General features: G+C 71.7%; 19 protein-coding genes. 4 read left to right on the top strand and 15 right to left on the bottom strand.

Annotated elements, in window-relative coordinates; genetic code table 11:
• Nucleotides 1-16: 16 nt before the first annotated feature.
• The 7 genes from AC5L38_RS35265 to AC5L38_RS35295 all read right to left on the bottom strand — a co-directional run bounded on the left by AC5L38_RS35265 (nt 17) and on the right by AC5L38_RS35295 (nt 7017).
• Nucleotides 17-1276 (bottom strand): cysteine desulfurase, encoded by a 1260-nt coding sequence (locus AC5L38_RS35265; RefSeq protein ID WP_495247142.1) that lies wholly within the window; start codon nt 1274-1276, stop codon nt 17-19.
• Nucleotides 1276-2046 (bottom strand): Fe-S cluster assembly ATPase SufC, encoded by a 771-nt coding sequence (gene sufC / locus AC5L38_RS35270; RefSeq protein WP_389913367.1) that lies wholly within the window; start codon nt 2044-2046, stop codon nt 1276-1278. Before sufC ends, AC5L38_RS35265 begins: the two co-directional genes overlap by 1 nt.
• Nucleotide 2047: 1 nt before the next feature.
• The gene (locus tag AC5L38_RS35275; RefSeq protein WP_495247143.1) at nt 2048-2365 is read right to left on the bottom strand and encodes a Rieske (2Fe-2S) protein; all 318 of its coding nucleotides are present in this window, start codon (nt 2363-2365) and stop codon (nt 2048-2050) included.
• Nucleotides 2362-3483, bottom strand: coding sequence for a Fe-S cluster assembly protein SufD (gene sufD / locus AC5L38_RS35280; protein WP_495247144.1), 1122 nt, complete (start codon nt 3481-3483; stop codon nt 2362-2364). The genes AC5L38_RS35275 and sufD overlap by 4 nt, the downstream gene beginning before the upstream one ends.
• The gene (sufB, locus tag AC5L38_RS35285; protein WP_389913374.1) at nt 3483-4895 is read right to left on the bottom strand and encodes a Fe-S cluster assembly protein SufB; all 1413 of its coding nucleotides are present in this window, start codon (nt 4893-4895) and stop codon (nt 3483-3485) included. Before sufB ends, sufD begins: the two co-directional genes overlap by 1 nt.
• Nucleotides 4892-5680 carry a helix-turn-helix transcriptional regulator gene (locus AC5L38_RS35290; protein ID WP_495247215.1) on the bottom strand — a complete coding sequence of 263 codons (789 nt, stop codon included), beginning with the start codon at nt 5678-5680 and terminating at the stop codon, nt 4892-4894. Before AC5L38_RS35290 ends, sufB begins: the two co-directional genes overlap by 4 nt.
• 104 nt (nt 5681-5784) lie before the next feature.
• Nucleotides 5785-7017: a multidrug effflux MFS transporter gene (locus AC5L38_RS35295; RefSeq protein WP_495247145.1), complete on the bottom strand. Its 1233-nt coding sequence runs from the start codon at nt 7015-7017 to the stop codon at nt 5785-5787.
• Between the two features lie 320 nt (nt 7018-7337).
• Between AC5L38_RS35295 and AC5L38_RS35300 the strand changes: the two genes are divergently transcribed.
• From AC5L38_RS35300 to AC5L38_RS35315, 4 genes are all read left to right on the top strand, one after another.
• Entirely contained in the window at nt 7338-8246 is a 909-nt protein-coding gene (locus AC5L38_RS35300) for an ABC transporter ATP-binding protein (RefSeq protein ID WP_495247146.1), read from the top strand.
• A 220-nt stretch (nt 8247-8466) separates the two neighbouring features.
• The gene (locus AC5L38_RS35305; protein ID WP_495247147.1) at nt 8467-9234 is read left to right on the top strand and encodes an ABC transporter permease; all 768 of its coding nucleotides are present in this window, start codon (nt 8467-8469) and stop codon (nt 9232-9234) included.
• 178 nt (nt 9235-9412) lie between these two features.
• Nucleotides 9413-10816, top strand: a complete 1404-nt coding sequence (locus AC5L38_RS35310) for a glycosyltransferase family 39 protein (protein WP_495247148.1) — start codon at nt 9413-9415, stop codon at nt 10814-10816.
• A 185-nt stretch (nt 10817-11001) separates the two neighbouring features.
• Nucleotides 11002-11919, top strand: coding sequence for an EamA family transporter (locus tag AC5L38_RS35315; RefSeq protein WP_495247149.1), 918 nt, complete (start codon nt 11002-11004; stop codon nt 11917-11919).
• Nucleotides 11920-11978: 59 nt separating this feature from the next.
• Here the strand turns inward: AC5L38_RS35315 and AC5L38_RS35320 are convergent, their stop codons facing one another.
• The 8 genes from AC5L38_RS35320 to AC5L38_RS35355 all read right to left on the bottom strand — a co-directional run bounded on the left by AC5L38_RS35320 (nt 11979) and on the right by AC5L38_RS35355 (nt 19954).
• Complete coding sequence (locus AC5L38_RS35320; protein WP_495247150.1) at nt 11979-12659, bottom strand: GntR family transcriptional regulator; 681 nt, start codon at nt 12657-12659, stop codon at nt 11979-11981.
• Between the two features lie 138 nt (nt 12660-12797).
• The gene (locus AC5L38_RS35325) at nt 12798-13523 is read right to left on the bottom strand and encodes an ABC transporter ATP-binding protein (protein ID WP_495247151.1); all 726 of its coding nucleotides are present in this window, start codon (nt 13521-13523) and stop codon (nt 12798-12800) included.
• On the bottom strand, nt 13516-14496 hold the full coding sequence (locus AC5L38_RS35330; RefSeq protein ID WP_495247152.1) for an ABC transporter ATP-binding protein: 981 nt from the start codon (nt 14494-14496) through the stop codon (nt 13516-13518). The genes AC5L38_RS35325 and AC5L38_RS35330 overlap by 8 nt, the downstream gene beginning before the upstream one ends.
• The gene (locus AC5L38_RS35335; protein WP_495247153.1) at nt 14493-15491 is read right to left on the bottom strand and encodes a branched-chain amino acid ABC transporter permease; all 999 of its coding nucleotides are present in this window, start codon (nt 15489-15491) and stop codon (nt 14493-14495) included. Before AC5L38_RS35335 ends, AC5L38_RS35330 begins: the two co-directional genes overlap by 4 nt.
• Nucleotides 15488-16381 carry a branched-chain amino acid ABC transporter permease gene (locus tag AC5L38_RS35340; RefSeq protein WP_362871058.1) on the bottom strand — a complete coding sequence of 298 codons (894 nt, stop codon included), beginning with the start codon at nt 16379-16381 and terminating at the stop codon, nt 15488-15490. The genes AC5L38_RS35335 and AC5L38_RS35340 overlap by 4 nt, the downstream gene beginning before the upstream one ends.
• Nucleotides 16378-17550: a branched-chain amino acid ABC transporter substrate-binding protein gene (locus AC5L38_RS35345; protein WP_495247154.1), complete on the bottom strand. Its 1173-nt coding sequence runs from the start codon at nt 17548-17550 to the stop codon at nt 16378-16380. The genes AC5L38_RS35340 and AC5L38_RS35345 overlap by 4 nt, the downstream gene beginning before the upstream one ends.
• A gap of 465 nt (nt 17551-18015) precedes the next feature.
• Nucleotides 18016-19017 carry a proline racemase family protein gene (locus AC5L38_RS35350; RefSeq protein WP_495247155.1) on the bottom strand — a complete coding sequence of 334 codons (1002 nt, stop codon included), beginning with the start codon at nt 19015-19017 and terminating at the stop codon, nt 18016-18018.
• 43 nt (nt 19018-19060) lie between these two features.
• Nucleotides 19061-19954, bottom strand: coding sequence for a dihydrodipicolinate synthase family protein (locus tag AC5L38_RS35355; RefSeq protein WP_495247156.1), 894 nt, complete (start codon nt 19952-19954; stop codon nt 19061-19063).
• Between the last annotated feature and the right edge of the window lies 1 nt (nt 19955).

A 19955-nucleotide genomic window follows, 5' to 3' on the forward strand; every position in this document is an offset into this window, starting at 1 on the left:
GACTGCTCGGGCATGGCTAGGCGAACACCTTCCGCACGTGGTGGAGGCCGCGGACCAGGGCGTCGATCTCGGCCGGTGTGTTGTAGAGGTAGAAGGACGCCCGCGTGGTGGCGGGAATCCCGAACCTCAGGTGGAGCGGGCGGGCGCAGTGGTGTCCCACGCGCACGGCCACCCCGAAGTTGTCATCCAGGATCTGCCCGACGTCGTGCGGGTGAATCCCCTCCAGGGTGAAGGAGACCGTGCCCCCCCGGTCGGCCAGGTCCAGCGGGCCGATCACCCGCAGCCCCGGGATCTCCCCCAGGGCGTCGAGCGCGTACGCGGTGAGCTCGTGCTCGTGGCGCACGACGGCGTCCATCCCGATCTCGGACAGGTAGTCGATCGCGGCGCCGAGGCCGATGGCCTCGACGATCGGCGGGGTGCCCGCCTCGAACTTGTGCGGCGCGGGCGCGTAGGTCGAGTGGTCCATCCAGACCGCCTCGATCATCTCGCCGCCGCCCATGAACGGGGGCATCGCCTCCAGCAGTTCCGCGCGGGCCCACAGCACGCCGATCCCCGACGGGCCGAGGAGCTTGTGGCCGGTGAAGGCGAGGAAGTCGACGCCCAGCGCGGCCACGTCCACCTGCTGGTGGGGCACCGACTGGGAGGCGTCGAGCATCATCAGCGCGCCGACCTCGCGGACCCTGGCGAGCACCGGGGCGACCGGGTTGACCGTGCCCAGCACGTTCGACTGGTGCACGATCGAGACGATCCTCGTGCGCTCGTTGACGAGCTCGCCGAGGTTCGACAGGTCCAGGCGCCCCTCGTCGGTGACGGAGAACCACCGCAGCGTCGCGCCGGTGCGCTGCGCCAGCATCTGCCAGGGCACGATGTTGGAATGGTGCTCCATCTCGGAGATGACGATCTCGTCACCCGGCCCGAGCCGGAAGCGGGGGTCGGTGCCGATGGGGTTGCCGAAGGCGTACGCCACCAGGTTGAGCGCCTCGGAGGCGTTCTTGGTGAAGACGATCTCGTCGCGGCCGGGCGCGCCGATGAAGGCGGCGACCTTGTCGCGGGCGTCCTCGTACGCCTCGGTGGACTCCGCGCCCAGCACGTGCATGGCGCGGCCGACGTTGCTGTAGTGCATCGCCATGTGCTCGCGCATCACCTCGACCACCTGGGTGGGCTTCTGCGAGGAGTTGCCGGAGTCGAGGTAGACGAGCGGCCTGCCGCCGGAAAGCTCGCGGGACAGGACCGGGAAGTCCTTCCTGATCCTCTCCACGTCAAGGCCGGTCTCCATCAGGCCGACGCCTTCGTGTAGGCCTCGTAGCCCTCCGCCTCGAGCTTCTCGGCGAGCTCGGGGCCGCCCTGCTCCACGATCCGCCCGGCGGAGAAGACGTGGACGAAGTCCGGCTTCACGTAGCGCAGGATGCGGGTGTAGTGGGTGATGAGCAGCACGCCGGTCTCGCCGGAGCGGAAGCGGTTGATGCCCTCGGAGACCACGCGCAGCGCGTCGACGTCGAGGCCGGAGTCGGTCTCGTCGAGGACGGCGATCTTCGGCTTGAGGAGCTCCAGCTGGAGGATCTCGTGGCGCTTCTTCTCACCGCCGGAGAAGCCCTCGTTGACGTTGCGCTGGGCGAAGGCCGCGTCGATGGACAGGGCGTCCATGCCGGACTTGAGGTCCTTGGCGAACTCGCGGAGCTTGGGAGCCTCGCCGCGGACGGAGGTGACGGCGGTGCGCAGGAAGTTGGAGACGCTGACGCCGGGGACCTCGACCGGGTACTGCATGGCGAGGAACAGGCCGGCGCGGGCGCGCTCGTCGACCGTGAGCTCCAGCAGGTCGACCCCGTCGAGCAGGACCTGGCCACTGGTGATGGTGTACTTGGGGTGGCCCGCGATCGCGTACGCGAGCGTCGACTTGCCCGAGCCGTTGGGGCCCATGATGGCGTGGGTCTCACCGGCGCGCACGGTCAGGTTGACGCCGCGCAGGATCTCCTTGTCGGCGACGGTGACGTGCAGGTCGCGGATCTCCAGGGTGGTGCCCGAGGAGGCTCGGCTGGTGTCAGACACTTTATGACTCCTTCGAGAGCGAGACGAGCACGTCGTCGCCATCGATCTTTACTCGGTATACGGGGACGGGCTTGTTGGCGGGCGGGCCGGTGGGCTTGCCCGAACGCAGGTCGAAGCACGAGCCGTGCAGCCAGCACTCCAGGGTGCCGTCGTAGACCTCACCCTCGCTGAGCTTCACCTCGGCGTGGGAGCACACGTCGTGCAGCGCGTGGACCTCATCGCCCTGGCGGACCAGGGCGACGGGGGTGTCGCCGACCTCGAGGCCGATCACACCCTCGTCGGGGATGTCCGCGAGCTTGCAGACCTTCTCGAACGTCACTTCTCAAGCTCCGCCTCGACCCGGGCGAGCACCCGCTCGCGAAGCTCGGGAACCTCGATCTTCTCCAGCAGCTGCGCGAAGAAGCCCCTGATGACGAGGCGGCGTGCGTCCTCGAAGGGGATGCCGCGGGCCTGGAGGTAGAAGATGTGCTCGTCGTCGAGACGGCCCGAGGCGCTGGCGTGACCCGCCCCGGCGACCTCGCCGGTGAGGATCTCCAGGTTGGGCACCGAGTCGGCGCGGGCGCCGTCGGTGAGCAGCAGGTTGCGGTTGAGCTCGTAGGTGTCGGTGCCCTCGGCCTCGACGCGGATGATGACGTCGCCGATCCAGACCGCGTGGGCGTCCTGGCCCTGCAGCGCGCCTCGGTAGTCGACGTTGCTGCGGCAGCCGGGCCTGGAGTGGTCGACGAGCAGGCGGTGCTCCAGGTGCTGGCCGGCGTCGACGAAGTAGAGGCCGTTCAGCTCGGCGTCGCCGCCGGGGCCGTCGTAGGCGACCGACGGCGACAGCCTGACCAGGTCGCCGCCGAGGGTGACCACGAAGCCGCGGAAGGTCGCGTCCTTGGCCAGCAGGGCGTGGTGGTGGGAGACGTGCACGGCGTCGTCGGCCCAGTCCTGCAGGCTGACGACCTTGAGCGTGGCGCCCTCGCCCACGACGAACTCGACGTTGTCGGCGTAGACGGCGCTGCCCTGGTGGTCGAGGACGACCACGGCCTCGGCCATCGGCTCCAGCTTCACGACCGTGTGGCCGTACGCGGCGCCCTGGCCGGACCCGGTGAAGGTGATCACGGTCGGCTTGGAGGCGACGGCCTCGCGCGCGACCGTGACCACGGTGGCCTTCTCGAAGGAGGCGTAGGCCTGGGCGCTGACCCGGTCGGCGGGCACGTAGGCCTTGCCGACCCGCTGGTCGTCGCGTCCGACGGTCTCCACGGTGACCTCGGGGGCGGCGTCGACGTGCACGACCACGTTCGCGGAGGCCGCGACGCCCTCGTGCAGGCCCTTGAGCCGGGAGAGCGGGGTGAAGCGCCACTCCTCCTCCCGGCCGGTCGGCACCGCGAAGTCGGCCACGTCGTACGAGGCCTTCTCGTGGAGGGTCGACAGGGGTTTTCCGGTGTCGAGACCCATCAGCCGACGGCTCCTTCCATCTGCAGCTCGATCAGGCGGTTCAGCTCCAGGGCGTACTCCATGGGGAGCTCGCGGGCGATCGGCTCGACGAAGCCCCGGACGATCATCGCCATCGCCTCGTCCTCGCCCAGACCACGGCTCATCAGGTAGAAGAGCTGGTCGTCGGAGACCTTGGAGACGGTGGCCTCGTGCCCCATGGAGACGTCGTCCTCGCGCACGTCCACGTAGGGGTAGGTGTCGGAGCGGCTGATCTGGTCGACGAGGAGCGCGTCGCACTTGACGGTGCTGGCGCTGCCGTGGGCGCCCTCCTCGATCTGGACCAGGCCGCGGTAGGAGGTGCGGCCGCCGCCGCGGGCGACGGACTTGGAGATCACCGAGGAGCTGGTGTTGGGCGCGAGGTGCACCATCTTGGCACCGGCGTCCTGGTGCTGGCCCTCACCGGCGAAGGCGACGCTGAGGGTCTCGCCCTTGGCGTGCTCACCCATGAGGTAGACGGCGGGGTACTTCATGGTGACCTTGGAGCCGATGTTGCCGTCGACCCACTCCATGGTCGCGCCCTCGTACGCCACGGCGCGCTTGGTGACCAGGTTGTAGACGTTGTTCGACCAGTTCTGGATGGTCGTGTAGCGGCAGCGCGCGTTCTTCTTCACGATGATCTCCACGACGGCGCTGTGCAGCGAGTCGGAGGAGTAGATCGGCGCGGTGCAGCCCTCGACGTAGTGGACGTAGGAGCCCTCGTCGACGATGATCAGGGTCCGCTCGAACTGGCCCATGTTCTCGGTGTTGATCCGGAAGTAGGCCTGGAGCGGGATCTCCACGTTGACGTTCGGCGGCACGTAGATGAAGCTGCCGCCGCTCCAGGTGGCCGTGTTCAGCGCGGCGAACTTGTTGTCGCCGACCGGGATCACGGTCCCGAAGTACTCCTTGAAGATCTCCTCGTGCTCCTTGAGCGCGGTGTCGGTGTCGACGAAGATGACACCCTTCTCCTCAAGGTCCTCGCGGATCTTGTGGTAGACCACCTCGGACTCGTACTGGGCGGCGACGCCGGCGACCAGGCGCTGCTTCTCCGCCTCGGGGATGCCGAGCTTGTCGTAGGTGTTCTTGATGTCGTCGGGCAGGTCCTCCCAGGAGGCGGCCTGCTTCTCCGTCGAACGCACGAAGTACTTGATGTTGTCGAAGTCGATCCCGCTGAGGTCGGAACCCCAGTTGGGCATGGGCTTCTTACCGAAAAGGCGCAGCCCCTTCAGGCGAAGGTCCAGCATCCACTCCGGCTCGCTCTTCAGCGCGGAGATGTTGCGGACGACCTCTTCGGACAGGCCACGCCGGGCCGTCGCTCCCGCGGCGTCCGAGTCGGCCCAGCCGAACTTGTAATTCCCGAGGCCTTCCAGCTCCGGGCGGTCGGTGACAGTCACCTTCCGGTCTCCTTGCTCGATGTGTCGATCGTTTCGTGGATTGCCGGCGGTGCCGGATCAGGTATCGGCAAGCCCGGCGCGCGCTCTCTCGCACCGGGCCCGGGTGTTCTGTGGGGACTCACGTGCGTGGTGCACACGCCGTCGCCGTGGGCGATGGTCGCGAGCCGCTGCACGGGGGTGCCGAGGAGACGCGCGAACGCCTCCGTCTCGGCCTCGCACAGCTGCGGGAACTCCGCGGCCACGTGCGCCACCGGGCAGTGGTGCTGGCACAGCTGCTCCCCGCCGAGGCTCGCCTTGCTCGCCGAGGCGGCGTAGCCGTCGGCCGACAGCGCCTCGGCCAGGACGCGGACCCGCTGGTCGGCGGGGACCTCGCTCATCCTCGGCCTCAGGCGGTCGACCAGGCCGGCCACCTGCGACCGGGCGAACTCCGTCACGGCCTCCTCGCCCACGCGCTCGGCCAGGAAGCGCAGCGCGCTCCCGGCGAGGCCGTCGTAGGCGTGCTCGAAGGCGCTGCGGCCCGCGTCGGTTATCGCGAACAGCTTGGCCGGTCGCCCGCGCCCGCGCTGGCCTCGCGGCCTGGCGGTGCGGGCCTCGGTCATCCCCTCGGCCAGCAGGGCGTCGAGATGCCTGCGGACGGCGGCGGGGGTGAGGCCGAGCCGCTCGCCGAGGGCGGCGGCGGTGATGGGGCCGTGCTCCAGGATGAGCCGGGCGACACGCGCTCGCGTGCTGTGCTCGGCGGACACGCCGGAAAGCCGCGCGGTGGCGGCTCCCTCGGTGCCCTGCATCCCGGTCACGTATTTCACAACATCAGTGTGCCGTAATTGCTTCCCCAGTTACAAACCCGATGTTCGGTCGACCGAATGTGGTTCGTCACGCAGGTAAGCCTTACCTAAGCTGGGGAAACGCTCCTCGAGGACCCTCGCAGCCCGACGAAGGCGACGAGCGCGGCGAGGGTGAAACCGGCCAGGACGACGGCCATCGGCAGGGCCGATCCCTCGCCGCCCAGACCCACCAGCGGGGCGGCGAGCGCGCCGAGCGCGAACTGCAGCACGCCCGTGAGCGCGGCCGCGCTGCCGGCGATCTGCTGGGGCTGACCGGCCAGGGCGAGCGCGCCGCTGCCGGGCAGGACGAAGCCCGCACCGCACATCATCACTAACAGCGCGGCGACCAGCACCGGCAGGGGCAGGTGGAACAGGGCCGCGACGAGCACCCCGGCGGCCCCGGCCACGCTCAGGAACAGCCCGGCGAGGATCAGCCTGGCCGGGTCCAGGCGCCCGGCCAGGCGCCCGCCGATCTGCGCGGTGACGGTCAGGCCGAGGGCGTTCAGCCCGAAGACCAGGGAGAAGGTCTGCGCCGAGGTGTCGTAGACGTCCTGGAGCACGAAGGGCGACCCGGAGATGTAGGCGAACATGGCCGCGAAGCCCAGCCCCCCGGCCAGGGTGGCGGCCATGAAGGAGCGGTCGCGCAGCAGGTGCCAGAAGGTGACGAGGGTGTGGCGCAGCCCGCCGCTCTCGCGCCGCCCGGCGGGCAGCGTCTCGCGTACCCCGGACAGCGCGGAGACCAGCAGCAGGAGCCCGGCGACGCTCAGCGCGACGAACACCCCCCGCCAGGAGGTGTGGTCGAGCAGCTGAGCGCCCGCGATCGGGGCCAGGATGGGCGCGAGGCCGGTCACGAGCATGAGGGTGGCGAAGATGCGGGCGATGGCCGCGCCCTCGTACAGGTCGCGGACGACCGCGCGGACGATCACCAGCGCGGCGCCGCCCGCGATGCCCTGGAGCAGGCGGAAGCCCACCAGCCCGTACACCGAGGGAGAGAAGGCGCACAGCAGGGAGGCGACGGCGTAGGCGGCGATGCCGATCAGCAGCGGGCCGCGACGGCCGCGCGTGTCGCTGATCGGGCCCGCGACGACCTGCCCGACGGAGAACCCGACGAGGCAGGCGGTGAGGGTGAGCTGCACCTGCGCCTGCCCGCTGCCCAGGTCCGCGGCGATGGAGGGGAAGGCGGGCAGGTACATGTCGATCGACAGGGGACCGACCGCCGACAGCGCGCCCAGGATGAGCAGTAGCAGTGTCCTGCGCCGTGCGATCGGCGCCACCTCCGGCTCGACGACGGCCGCGGTCATACCCGTATCCCCTTTTGGTCGCAGGCCACTTGTCGTGGGCCACCCGGTCGCGGGCCGCTTCGGTCTCGGACCACTCCGGTCACAGGCCGCCTCGGTCGCGGGCCACGCCCCCTGGTCGTGGGCGATGGCGGGCCCACAGGGGCCGAAGCGTCCCAACCAACAGACGGTCATCCGAATTCCTGTATTTCGGAAATTTCCTCAGAAAAACCTTCAAGCGCCAGCCGGGCGGGTCCGGCACCGGCCGGAAAACGGGCCCGGGGCGGCTCCGGACGCGTGGTCCGGGAGCGGGACCGGCGAGCGCAGTCCCTAAACTCGTGGCCATGGACTCCCCAGCCGTCGAGATCGTCGACCTGGTCAAGAGATACGGCGGGACGACCGCGATCGACGGCCTGACCTTCAACGCCGCCCGAGGCGCGGTCACCGCGGTGCTGGGCCCCAACGGGGCCGGCAAGACCTCCACCCTGGAGATCTGCGAGGGGTTCCGCCGGGCCGACGGCGGCACGGTGAGGGTGCTCGGGCTCGACCCGTCGCGACCGGAACTGCGGGCCAGGGTCGGGGTGATGCTCCAGGCGGGCGGCGTTCCCCCGGCGTCCCGCTGCGGGCAGTGGCTGCGGCTGATGGCGCGCTTCCACACCCACCCGCTCGACCCGGCGGCGCTGCTGGAGCGGCTGGGGCTGAGCGAGCACGCCCGCACCCCGTACCGCAGGCTCTCCGGCGGCCAGCAGCAGCGCGTGTCGCTGGCGGGGGCGGTCATCGGCCGCCCGGAGCTGGTCTTCCTCGACGAGCCGACCGCGGGCCTGGACCCGCAGGCCAGGCACGCCTGCTGGGAGCTGGTACGGGACCTGCGCGCGAGCGGGGTCTCGGTGGTGCTCACCACCCACCACATGGACGAGGCGGAGAAGCTCTCCGACCAGATCGTGATCATCGACCGCGGCAGGGTGGTCGCCGAGGGCACGCCCTCCTCCCTCACCGGCGCCGAGCGGCAGCTGCGCTTTCGCGCCCGGCCCGGCCTGTGCCTGGACGAGCTGCTCGCCGCCCTGCCCCCCGGCAGCGCCGCCAAGGAGTCGCCGGCGGGGCACTACATCATCGAGGGGCAGGTCGCTCCCGGCCTCCTGGCCACCGTGACGACGTGGTGCGCCGCCGAGGGGGTGACCGCCGACGACCTCAGCATCGAGCGGCGCACCCTGGAGGACGTCTTCCTGGAACTCACCGGACGTGAGCTCCGGTGACGCCTTCGCCCCTTCCGTCCTCGGTTCCGGCCGCGCTCCCCGGGCGCCCTGCCGCGGCGGCGCTCCCGGGGTTCCCCGCGCCCCCCGCGTTCCCCGCCTCACCGACGCCCCCGGAGCCCGTCGCTCCGGCGGCGCCCTCCGAATCCCCCCGCCACCGCCCCGCGCGCGTCCGGACGCGGCCCGGGCCGGGGCGCGGGCCAGAAGACCGCAGGAGAGCCCCATGACGACCCTGGACCTCACGCCGGCCCCCGGAGCCGCGCCGCTGGGCCGGATGGTGGCGGCCCAGACGGGCGCGGAGATCCGGGCGATGCTCCGCAACGGCGAGCAGCTGCTGCTCACGATGATCATCCCGGTGCTGCTGCTCGTCGGCCTCTCCTCCGCCCCGATCATCGACGTGGGCGGCGGTTCCCGGATCGGCTTCATGACCCCCGGGGTGCTCGCGCTGGCCGTGATGTCCACCGCCTTCACCGGGCAGGCCATCGCGACGGGCTTCGAACGCCGGTACGGCGTGCTGAAGCGGCTGGGCGCCACCCCGCTGTCACGGACCGGGCTGATGCTGTCCAAGACGCTCGCGGTGATCGCCGTGGAGGTCGTCCAGGTGGCTGTCATCTGCGCGGTGGCGCTCGCGCTGGGCTGGCGCCCCACGGGCTCGCCGCTCGCGGCGCTGCTGCTGGTCGTGCTGGGCACCGCCGCGTTCAGCGGGCTCGGCCTGCTCATGGCGGGAACGCTGCGGGCCGAGGCCACGCTCGCCGCCGCGAACCTCGTCTACCTGCTCCTGCTCGCCTGCGGCGGGGTCGCCTTCCCGCTGGCGAAGTTCCCCGAGGCGGTACGGCCGGTGCTGGAGCTGCTGCCGATCTCGGCACTGACCGGAGGGCTCCGCGCGGTCCTGAGCGACGGTGCGGGGCTCCCGCTCGCCGCCGTGGCGATCCTCGCGGCGTGGGCGGCGGTGTCGCTCCTCCTGACCTCCCGGACCTTCCGCTGGGAATGACCTCGCCGGGAACCGCACCCCGAAAGCCGGTTAATCAGAAATATCCCCACTTTTCACCATAAAAGATCAACGAGGATGATCGCCAAGATCTACCATCCTCCAGGTGATCATTACCGGAGCGCGATCTTCATCCCGTCCGGCGACACGACATACGGGGCAAATCTGGCCAAGTCTGGCCATGGGGATCGTCGCCACGCTCGTCGCCGTCGCAGGCTCGTCCACGGTCTCCCAGTCGTCGGACGAGCTCGCCACCCTCAGCGCGGCCCGCCGCGGCGCCGGAGGACTCTGGGAACTGGCCCAGCACATCGACGGGCACTTCCTGCCCTACTACGGGTTCATGCACCTGTGGCTGGAGTTCGGGCAGGCCGAGTGGTGGATGCGCCTGCCCTCGGCCCTCGCGACGGGCGCGGCCACCGCGCTCATCGCCGACCTGGGACGCCGGCTGAGCTCGCAGCCAGCCGGACTGACCGCCGCCGCCGTCTACGTCTTCCTGCCCTCGGTCTCCTACCACGGGCAGAACATCCGCTCCTACGCGTTCGCCGCGGCCGCCGCGGTCCTGGCCACCTGGGCGCTGTACCGGGCGATCGAGGAGCCCGGACGGCGCGGAGGCTGGTGGAGGTACGCGGCCGCCGTCGCGCTGCTGGGCTGCACGCAGGTGTTCGCGCTGCTCGTGCTGGCCGCGCACCTGCTCGCGATCGCACTGTACGGGCGGGGCGTCCTGCCCAGGGTGCTGGCCTGCATGGCCCTGGGGTCCGTCCCGGGGGCCGTCTGGGCGGCGGTCGGCTTCGCCGAACGGCACGCGATCAGCTGGATCACCCTGCCGGGCCCCGACGTGTTCCTGGCGCTGCCCAAGATGACCGGCGGCACCGCCCTGGCGGGGTGCGCGCTGCTGGCCCTCGCGGCGGCGGCCCCGTTCCTGCAGCGGCGGCACGGCGCCGAACGGCTCTGGGTCGTCCTGCTGGGCGCCTGGGCGCTCCTGCCGCCCCTGCTGCTGTTCGCCCTGTCCCACCTGGTCTCGCCGGTCTACGTCGACCGCTACCTGTTCGCGACGGTGCCCGCGTACGCGCTGCTGGCCGGGCTCGCGCTCACCGCGCTGCCCCGCCTGCCCGCCGCGCTCGCGCTGGCGGGCGTCCTGGCGGCCGGGCTCCCCGGCCAGCTGGACTTCCGCCGCGAGGACGGGCACCACGAGAACTTCCCCCGGGCGGTACGGATCCTCGCGGGCGAGTCCCGGCCGGGCGACGCCCTCGTCTACGGACGCTCCTCACTGCGTGAGGGCTTCCTCTACTACGACAAAACGCGGCACGGCGGGCAGGGGCTGCCCGACGACGTGCTGCTCGCCGGGCCCAGGCCCCTGCCGCACTCCTTCGGCTATCCGGAGCGTTCCGACGTGGTCGCCGCCGTGGCCGGACGTGAGCGGGTCTGGGTGATCTGGCGCGGCGGATCGGAGGCGGCCTCGCGCCTCGACCGGGTCACCGCCCTGGTCAAGGAGGGGTTCGTCCAGGTCAAGGCCTGGCGGACGGGCCGCGTGCCCGGTATGACGGTCGCGCTCTACAGCCGCGACCCGGTGCCCGGCGCCGGATAGCCCGCCCCGCCGCCGGACCGTCCCCGCCGCCGGGCCGCCACCTCTCACCGTGCCGTCGCCTCTCACGGGGTGTCACCTCTCACCGGTGTCCGTCGCGAGGCGTCTCGCATCGCGGACGTCACTGAAAACGAGAGTCGCGATAAGTAAGGTGCCAATAACCACTTTGCGCCTGGCAGGAGAAAATCGTGACCGCCCAAGCCCGGCAGGGGCCCGCCGAGCCGTACAAGCAGGGCCTGCCCGGGCCCGGAGCGCTGCTGAAAGCGGCCTCCGACGCCGTCCCGCCGTCCGGGCTGGTGATACTGGCCATCCTGTCGGTGCAGGTGGGCGCCGGCTTCGCCAAGGATCTGTTCTCCCAGCTGCCGCCGAGCGCCGTGGTGTTCCTGCGGATCGCGGCGGGGGCGCTGATCATGGGCGCGATCGCCCGCCCCCGGTTGCGCGGGCTGTCCCGGGCGGACATCGGGGCGGGGGTGGCGTTCGGCGTGACGCTGGGCGTGATGAACCTGTCGTTCTACGAGGCGCTGGCCCGGCTGCCCATGGGCATCGCGGTGGCGATCGAGTTCCTCGGCCCGCTCGGCGTCGCGGTGGCGGCCTCGCGCCGCCGCCTCGACCTGCTCTGGGTCGCGCTCGCCGGGTCGGGCGTGGTGCTGCTGGCACCGTGGGGCACGTCGGCGTCCAGGATCAGCTGGGCCGGGATCGCCTTCGCCCTGGTGGCGGCGGCCTGCTGGGCCGGCTACATCCTGCTGTCCGCCTCGGTCGGCCGGCGCTTCCCCGGGAGCACCGGCCTCTCCCTGGCGATGATCGTCTCCTGCGTGCTGGTCGCCCCCGCCGGGATCGCCTCGGGCGGCGCCGACCTGCTCCAGCCCGAGCTCCTGCTGATCGGGCTCGGGGTGGGCCTGCTGTCGTCGGTCATCCCCTACTCGATCGAGCTGGAGGCGCTGCGCAGGATGCCCAAGCGGGTCTTCGGCATCCTGATGAGCCTGGAGCCCGCGGTGGCGGCGCTGGTCGGGCTGGTGGTGCTGGGCGAGATCCTGCAGGTGCGGGAGTGGGCCGCCATCGGCTGCGTGGTCGTCGCCAGTGTGGGCGCCACCCGCGGCACCGGCTGACCCGCCCCGGGAGCCCCCGGCCCGAGGCGGGTCAGCGGGCTCCCGGCCGCCGGGCCGCGTCACTCGGGCCGGCTGGCCCAGATGCCGCGGACGTGCCGGATGTGGGCGCGCATCAGCCGCTCGGCGCCGCTCGCGTCCCCCTCGGAGAGCAGCGCGAGCAGGGTGAGGTGCTCGCGGGCGGAGTCGACGAGGGTGCCGCGCCGGTGCAGGGCGGACAGGCCGTACAGGCGGGCCCGGTTGCGCAGGTCGCGGACCACCTCCACGAGGTGGGAGTTGCCCGCCAGGGCGAGCAGGTCCAGGTGGAAGCGGATGTCGGCGTCGACGTACGCGAGCAGGTCGCCGCGCTCGGCGGCGTCGACGATCGCCTGGGCCAGCGGGCGCAGCGTCTCGAAGCTCGGCGCGCGCCCGGCGTCGGCCAGCTGCGCCACCGTGGGCACCTCGATGAGCCTGCGGATCTCGGTCAGCTCGTCCAGGTCCCGGTCGGACAGCTCGGTGACCCGGAAGCCCTTGTTGCGCACCGCCTCGACCAGGCCCTCCTTGGCCAGGTCGAGCATGGCCTCGCGCACCGGGGTCGCCGAGACCCCGAACTGGGCGGCGAGGACCGGGGCGGAGTAGACCATGCCGGGCCTCATCTCACCGGTGATGAGGGCCGCCCTGAGCGCGTGGGCGACCTGCTCCCGCAGGCTCTGCCGCTCGCTCACGGCCGGCAGGTCGAGCCGGCCGTCCGCCCTAGAAGCCATACCGGAGCCTCTCGTGTCGCTCGCGTCCACGCCTGATCGGCGGAACCCGCCACCTCCACATCTTCCCAGGCCGTCCGCGCGTCTCCGCACACCCGGGGGCCGATCCGGAGGGCGGGGCGCCGCCGGCGGGCCCGCCGGTCATTCCCGCCCGCTCCCCCGGAGCCCGCCGAGGTAGGCCTCGACCACCCGGGGGTCCCTGCGGAGCTCGGCGGCGGGACCGTCGAGGACGCACTCGCCGTTCTCTATCACGTAGCCGCGGTGGGCGATCCCCAGGGCGGCCACAGCGTTCTGCTCGACGAGCAGCACCGAGGTGCCCTGGGCGTTGATCCCCGCGATCAGCTCCATGACCGAGGCGACCACCAGGGGTGCCAGCCCCATGGAGGGCTCGTCGAGCAGCAGCAGCCGGGGCCCGGTGACCAGCGCCCTGCCGATGGCGAGCATCTGCTGCTCGCCGCCCGACAGCGTGCCGCCCTGCTGGGCGCGCCGCTCCGCCAGGCGGGGCAGCAGCTCGTAGACGCGCTCGATCCGCGTGCGGATCTCCGCCTGGTCGCGGACCAGGTAGCCGCCCAGCTGGAGATTTTCGTGCACGCTGAGCGTGCTGAAGATCCTGCGGCCCTCCGGGACGTGCACCAGGCCGCGCGCGGTGATCCGGTGCGGCTTCTCCCTGGTGATCTTCTTCCCGTCGAAGACCACCGTGCCGCCGGAGGGCCGCAGCAGCCCGGAGACCGCGGACAGCGTGGTGGTCTTGCCCGCGCCGTTGTTGCCCAGCAGGGCGACGATCTCCCCCTCGGCGACGCCGAGCGACAGGCCGCGCAGGGCGTGCACGCCGCCGTAGTGGACGTCCAGCCCGTCGATGTCAAGCATTGGCGTCTCCCCCGGCCGCGCCGTCTTCTCCCGCTTCTCCCGCTTCTCCCGCTTTCCCAGCGGGTCTTCTCCCCGGGACGGCTTTCCCCGCGCTCTCTTCTCCCGCGCTCTCTTCTCCCGCGCTCTTTTCTCCCGCGCCGCCGTCTTCCCGGGCGCCGTCCTTCCCGGCCGTCGCGGTCCCGTCGGTCCCGTCGGCTTCGTCCCTCGCGGCGGTGGCGTCGCCGCCGAGGTAGGCCTCGATGACGGCCGGGTCGCGCCGGACGTCCTCGGGACGGCCGTCGGCGATCTCCCGGCCGAAGTTGAGCACGACCACACGCTCGGAGACCTCCATGACCAGGCCCATGTCGTGCTCGATGAGCACGATGGCCACCCCCAGCGCCTGGATGCGCCGGATCAGGTCGAGCATCTCGGCCTTCTCGCCGTGGTTGAGCCCGGCCGCGGGCTCGTCCAGCAGCAGCAGGTCGGGGCGGCGGGCCAGGGCGCGGGCGATCTCGGTGCGTCGCTGCTCGCCGTACGGGAGGTGGCGGGCCTGCCCGTACCGGTCGCCGCGCAGGCCGACGAAGTCCAGCCAGTGGTGGGCCTGCTCGGTGCACTCGCGCTCGGAGCGCCGGTAGCGCGGAGTGTGCAGCAGGGCGTCCAGGACGCTCTGGCGCAGCCACAGGTGCGATCCGGCGCGCACGTTGTCCAGGACCGACAGCTCGCCGAACAGGCGCAGGTTCTGGAACGTCCGCGCGACCCCCAGGCCCGCGATGGCCGAGGGCCGCATCCCCGGCAGGTCCTTGCCGCGCAGGGTGATCCGGCCGGAGGTCGGCCGGTAGAAACCGGTCACGCAGTTGAAGGCCGACGTCTTGCCCGCCCCGTTGGGCCCGATGACGGAGACGATCTCCGCCTCGTCCACCGAGAACGACAGGCCGTCGATGGCCACCAGCCCGCCGAAGGTCAGGCGCAGGTCGGCCACGCTCAGCAGGCTCACGGGACCTCCTTGGAACGGGCCGGCCAGATCCCCTGCGGTCGCAGGAGCATGAAGACGATGAGAAGCACGCCGAACAGGAAGAACCGGTAGTCGGCGAGGTCGCGCAGGATCTCCGGCAGGATGCTGATCACGACGGCGCCGACGACGACGCCGGGCACCGAGCCCATGCCGCCCAGGACCACGGCCATGAGCACCAGCGCCGAAGACAGGAAGGTGAAGCTGCCCGGTGAGATGGCAGACAGCTGCGCGGCGAACAGCACCCCGGCCAGGCCGCCCCAGACCGCCCCGGCGATGTAGGCGGCGAGCTTGACCCGGTAGGTGTGCACGCCCATCGCCTCGGCGGCGTCCTCGTCCTCCCGGACGAAGCGCCAGGCCCGGCCCAGGCGGGAGCGGCCCAGCCGCGCCGCGCCGAGGACGGCCAGCGAGACGACGGCCACGGTGACGTAGTAGAAGGCCGCGGGATGCTCGACCAGGTGCGGGATGCCGTAGATGCCGGAGGGACCGCCGGTGACGTCCAGGTTGTTGGCGGTGATCCGGATGATCTCCCCGAAGCCGAGGGTCACGATGGCGAGGTAGTCGCTGCGCAGGCGCAGGGTGGGGGCGCCGATGACGATCCCGGCGATGACCGTGACCACGAGCACGGCCGGCACCGTGGCGAGCAGCGGCAGGTCGAAGCGGGTGGCCAGCACGCCGCTGGTGTAGGCGCCGACCGCGAAGAAGGCGACGTAGCCCAGGTCGAGCAGGCCGCAGTAGCCGACCACGATGTTCAGTCCCGCGGCGAGCATCACGGCGATGGCCGCGCTGGTCATGACCGACAGCGCGTACGGCGTGGCGTTGACGAAGGGGGCGAGCAGCGCGATCAGCAGCCCGGCGATCCCGGCCCACCGGTTCTGCAGCAGCCTCGACGCCCGGCTGGGCGGCCTGTCGGTGCCGCGGCGGCGGACCTTGACCCCGGCGGCCCCGGTGGGCCCGGTGGGCTTGGTGGTGTCGTTCACACGCGCTCCGTGACGCGCTCGCCGAGCAGGCCGGTGGGCCGTACCGTCAGGAACAGGATCAGCACCCCGAAGGCGAACACGTCGCGCCACTCGCCGCCCAGCCAGAACGTGCCGAACGACTCCAGCAGCCCGAGCAGCAGGCCGCCGAGCATCGTGCCGGGGATGTTGCCGATGCCGCCGATGACGGCCGCCGTGAAGGCCTTGAGCCCGATCAGGAAGCCCATCATGAAGTCGATCTTCCCGTAGTAGGCCCCGGCCATCACGCCCGCGGCCCCCGCCAGCGCCGAGCCGATGAAGAAGGTCCGGGAGATCACCGCGTTGACGTCGATGCCCATCAGCGCGCTGGTGCGCGGGTCCAGCGCGATGGCCCGCATGGCCCGGCCCTCGCGGGTGCGGGTGACCAGCAGGTTGAGCCCGGCCATGAGGAGCACCGCCACGCCGACCAGGACGACCTGCTGCACGGTGAGCCGGGCCCCGAGGATCTCCAGCGAGGTGCCGCCCAGCCGCACCGGGTAGACCCGCGGGTCGGCCCCGGCCACCGCGCGCATCCCGTACTCCAGGGCGAAGGAGGCCCCGACCGCGGTGATCAGCAGGGACAGCCGCGGGGCGCGGCGGAGCGGGCGGTAGGCGATCCGCTCCAGCGCCACCCCGGCCAGGCCGGTGGCGACCATGGTCGCCAGGAGCACCGCGAGCAGCAGCGGCAGGGCCATGGAGGAGGACACGCCGCCGACCGCGCCGAGGATGGCGAAACCGGCGAACGCGCCCAGCATGTACAGGTCACCGTGGGCGAAGTTGAGCAGCTTGATGATCCCGTAGACCATGCTGTAGCCCAGGGCCACCAGAGCGTAGAACGAGCCGACGAACAGTCCGTTCCAGACGAGCTGCGTCACTGGAGGGCGTCCTGCAGGGCGAACTTGTCGCCCTTGACGACGAGGATCTGGAAGCCGCCGTTGGCCAGGGTGTGCTCGGGGGTGAACTTCAGCGGCCCGGAGAACATCGAGAAGCCGTCGATCGCCTCGAGCGCCGCGATGACCTTCTCGCCGTCGGTGGCGCCCGCCTTGGTGACCGCCTCGGCGGCCAGCCGCACCGCGTCGTAGGCCTGGTTGGAGTACGGGCCCGGCTCGGAGGAGTACTTCTTCTTGTACGCGTCGATCCAGCCCTCGGCGCCCTCAAGGGTGTCGGGCGTCTGGGTCATCGTGGCGTAGAGCCCCTCGGCGGCCTCGTCCCCGGCGATCTCGACCAGCTTGGGGGAGACCGAGCCGTCGCCGACCATGATGGAGCCCTTGTACCCGGCCTGCCGCAGCTGGCGCGCGATCAGGCCGCCCTCCTGGAAGTAGCCGGTCCAGTAGACGAAGTCGGGCTTCTTGTCCAGCACGTTGGTGATGTTGGCGCTGTAGTCGCTCTCCTTGGGGGTGACCGCCTCGGTGATCACGGCCTCGGCCCCGTCGGGAGCCTCCAGGAGGGCCTGGGTGCGCAGCGCGATGTCCTTGGAGTAGCTGGTGTTGTCGTGCATCAGCGCGACGCTCTTGGACCCCTGCTTGGCGATCCACTTCTCCGCGGCCGCGGCCTGCTGGGAGCCCGTGCCGTTGATCAGGAAGACGTGCTTGAGCTTCTGGTCGACCAGTTCCTGGGAGTTGGCGGCCGGGATGATCATCGGGATCCCGGCCTTGCCGAAGATCGGCAGGGTGGGTAGCGTCGCACCGGAGCAGTAGCCGCCCACGGAGACGTCGATCCCCTCGGTGACCAGCTTGTTGGCGCCCGCCGCCGCGGACTGGGCGTCACAGGCGTCGTCGGCGGTCTTCAGCTCCAGCTTCCGGCCGAGCACACCGCCCTTGGCGTTGATCTCGTCGATCGCGAGCTGCGCCGCGTTGCTCATGTAGGGACCGATCGCGGCCTCGCTGCCCGACTGCGGGATCAGCATGCCGAGGACGATCGGCTCGTCCTTCGCGGCGGCCGTCTGGCCTCCGCCTCCGTCACCGAGCAGTCCCTGGCCACATCCGGTGACCAGGAGACCGAGCACGGCCAGCGAGGTGAAGCACTTCAGGGGGGTGGCACGCATGCGCGGCTCCTCACGTCCGGTGGTGTGTGATATTGCACGTGCAATGCACGTACGCGTCAAGGGCCGAAACAAGACCGTTAGCGTTAAGACGCCGTTTCTTCGGCAAGTCGCCGCATAACGGGAACGCCCCCGGGAGGAGCGGCGTGTTCGCAGCTCGGAGAGGGACGGGCGGCGCCGGGAGCTGCTCCCCGCGAGGACCCTCCGGTGCGGGGGTTGCGGTCACGACCCCTCACGGGAAACAGTCCCGGCCGCCCGGCCCGGAACCGGGCGACCGGCGGCCTGACGAGCCGTCACGAACCGGGCCGTCACCGGCCGGACCACCGGGACCCGGGCGGCCGGCGGGAACCCGGCGCCCGGCGATCGGGGCTTGGCGGATCGAGGCGGCCAGAGGGGCCGGGGCCATCAGGGCTGTCGAAACGGTCAGGGCTGTCAGGGCTTTCGAGGCGGCCGGGGCTTTCGAAGCGGTCAGAGGAGGAAACCCGCGGGGAACGGGTCGCGGGGGTCGAGGAAGTACTGGGCGGTGCCGGTGATCCACGCTCGCCCGGTGATGGCCGGGACCACCGCGGGCAGGCCCGCCACCTCCGTCTCCTCCGTGAGCCGCCCGACGAAGCGGGTGCCGATGAACGACTCGTTCACGAAGGCGGTGTCCAGCGGAAGCTCGCCCCTGGCGTGCAGCTGGGCCATCCGGGCGCTGGTGCCGGTGCCGCACGGCGAGCGGTCGAACCAGCCGGGGTGGATCGCCATCGCGTGCCGCGAGTGCCGGGCGTCGGAACCGGGCGCGGTGAACTGCACGTGGTGGCAGCCCCGGATGCCGGGGTCCAGCGGATGGACCGGCTCGTCCGACTCGTTGATCGCCGCCATGATCGCCAGGCCCGCCTCGAGGATCGCCTGCTTGTGCGACCGCTCGAACGGCAGCCCCACCGACTCGATCGGCAGGATCGCGTAGTAGTTGCCGCCGTAGGCGAGGTCGTAGGAGACCTCACCGACGCCGGGCACCTTGACCACGCGTTCCAGCCCCGCGCTGAAGGAGGGCACGTTGGTGATGGTCACCTCCGTGGCGGCGCCGTCCTCGACCCGGACCTCGGCGACGACCAGGCCCGCCGGGGTGTCCAGCCGGATGGTGGTGACCGGCTCGACGACCTCGACCATCCCGGTCTCGACGAGGACGGTGGCGACGCCGATGGTGCCGTGCCCGCACATGGGCAGGCAGCCGGACACCTCGATGTAGAGCACGCCGTAGTCGGCGTCGGGCCGGGTGGGCGGCTGCAGGACGGCTCCGCTCATCGCCGAGTGGCCGCGCGGCTCGTACATGAGCAGGGTACGGACGTGATCCATCTCGGCCAGGAAGTGCTCGCGCCGCTCGGCCATGGTCGAGCCGGGGATGACCCCCACTCCCCCGGTGATCACCCGGGTGGGCATGCCCTCGGTGTGGGAGTCCACCGCGTGGAAGACCCTCTTCGTTCTCATCCGACTCTCCTCACAGGACTCTCCTCACAGGTACGGGGCGGGTCTACCGCAGGCCCTCGGCGAGGGCCTTCTCCGTGGCGGCGCGCACGGCGGCCTCCTGCTCTGGGACGAGGCCGAGCCTGGGCGGGCGGCACGGGCCGCCGTCTCGCCCGGCCAGGTCCATGGAGAGCTTGATGGCCTGGACGAACACCGGCCTGGAGTCCCAGCGAAGCAGCGGGTGCAGCGCGCGGTAGAGCGGCAGCGCGGTGGCCGTGTCCCCCGAGGCGGCCGCGCGGTACAGGGCCACGGTCGACTCGGGCAGCGCGTTGGGGAATCCGGCCACCCAGCCGACCGCCCCGGCGGTGACCAGCTCCAGCAGCACGTCGTCGGCCCCGGCCAGCACGTCCAGCCCGGGGGCGAGCTCGGCGATCTCGTAGATGCGGCGGACGTCCCCGCTGAACTCCTTGACCCCGACGATCAGGCCCTCGGCGTGGAGGGTGGCCAGCAGCCGGGGGGTGAGGTCCACCCGGGTGTCGAAGGGGTTGTTGTAGGCCACCACCGGCAGGCCGGCCCGGGCCACCTCCCGGTAGTGCTCCACCACGGTCCTGTCGTCGGCGCGGTAGGCGTTCGGCGGGAGCAGCATCACCGCGCGGCACCCGGCCTCGGCGGCCTGCTCGGCCCAGCGCCTGGCCTCCAGGGAGCCGTAGGCGGCGACCCCCGGCATGACGCGGTCACCGCCGACGGCCGCGGCCGCGGTCTCCACGACCGCGGCCCGCTCCTCGGGGGTCAGCGTCTGGTACTCGCCCAGCGACCCGTTCGGCACGACGCCGTCGCACCCGGAGGCGACCAGCCACCGGCAGTGCTCGGCGTAGCCGTCCAGGTTGACGGACAGGTCCGCGTTCAGGGGCAACGCGGTGGCCACGGTCACACCGTGCCAGGGCTTGGCGGGGGTCGTCATG

This window comes from Streptosporangium nanhuense (genome assembly GCF_059358815.1).

Coding starts and splice junctions, on each gene's coding strand:
- AC5L38_RS35265 (WP_495247142.1), bottom strand. CDS start 1,276: ATGGAGACCGGCCTTGACGTGGAGAGGATCAGGAAGGACTTCCCGGTC.
- sufD (WP_495247144.1), bottom strand. CDS start 3,483: ATGGGTCTCGACACCGGAAAACCCCTGTCGACCCTCCACGAGAAGGCC.
- AC5L38_RS35290 (WP_495247215.1), bottom strand. CDS start 5,680: ATGCAGGGCACCGAGGGAGCCGCCACCGCGCGGCTTTCCGGCGTGTCC.
- AC5L38_RS35295 (WP_495247145.1), bottom strand. CDS start 7,017: ATGACCGCGGCCGTCGTCGAGCCGGAGGTGGCGCCGATCGCACGGCGC.
- AC5L38_RS35300 (WP_495247146.1), top strand. CDS start 7,338: ATGGACTCCCCAGCCGTCGAGATCGTCGACCTGGTCAAGAGATACGGC.
- AC5L38_RS35305 (WP_495247147.1), top strand. CDS start 8,467: ATGACGACCCTGGACCTCACGCCGGCCCCCGGAGCCGCGCCGCTGGGC.
- AC5L38_RS35310 (WP_495247148.1), top strand. CDS start 9,413: ATGGGGATCGTCGCCACGCTCGTCGCCGTCGCAGGCTCGTCCACGGTC.
- AC5L38_RS35320 (WP_495247150.1), bottom strand. CDS start 12,659: ATGGCTTCTAGGGCGGACGGCCGGCTCGACCTGCCGGCCGTGAGCGAG.
- AC5L38_RS35325 (WP_495247151.1), bottom strand. CDS start 13,523: ATGCTTGACATCGACGGGCTGGACGTCCACTACGGCGGCGTGCACGCC.
- AC5L38_RS35345 (WP_495247154.1), bottom strand. CDS start 17,550: ATGCGTGCCACCCCCCTGAAGTGCTTCACCTCGCTGGCCGTGCTCGGT.
- AC5L38_RS35350 (WP_495247155.1), bottom strand. CDS start 19,017: ATGAGAACGAAGAGGGTCTTCCACGCGGTGGACTCCCACACCGAGGGC.
- AC5L38_RS35355 (WP_495247156.1), bottom strand. CDS start 19,954: ATGACGACCCCCGCCAAGCCCTGGCACGGTGTGACCGTGGCCACCGCG.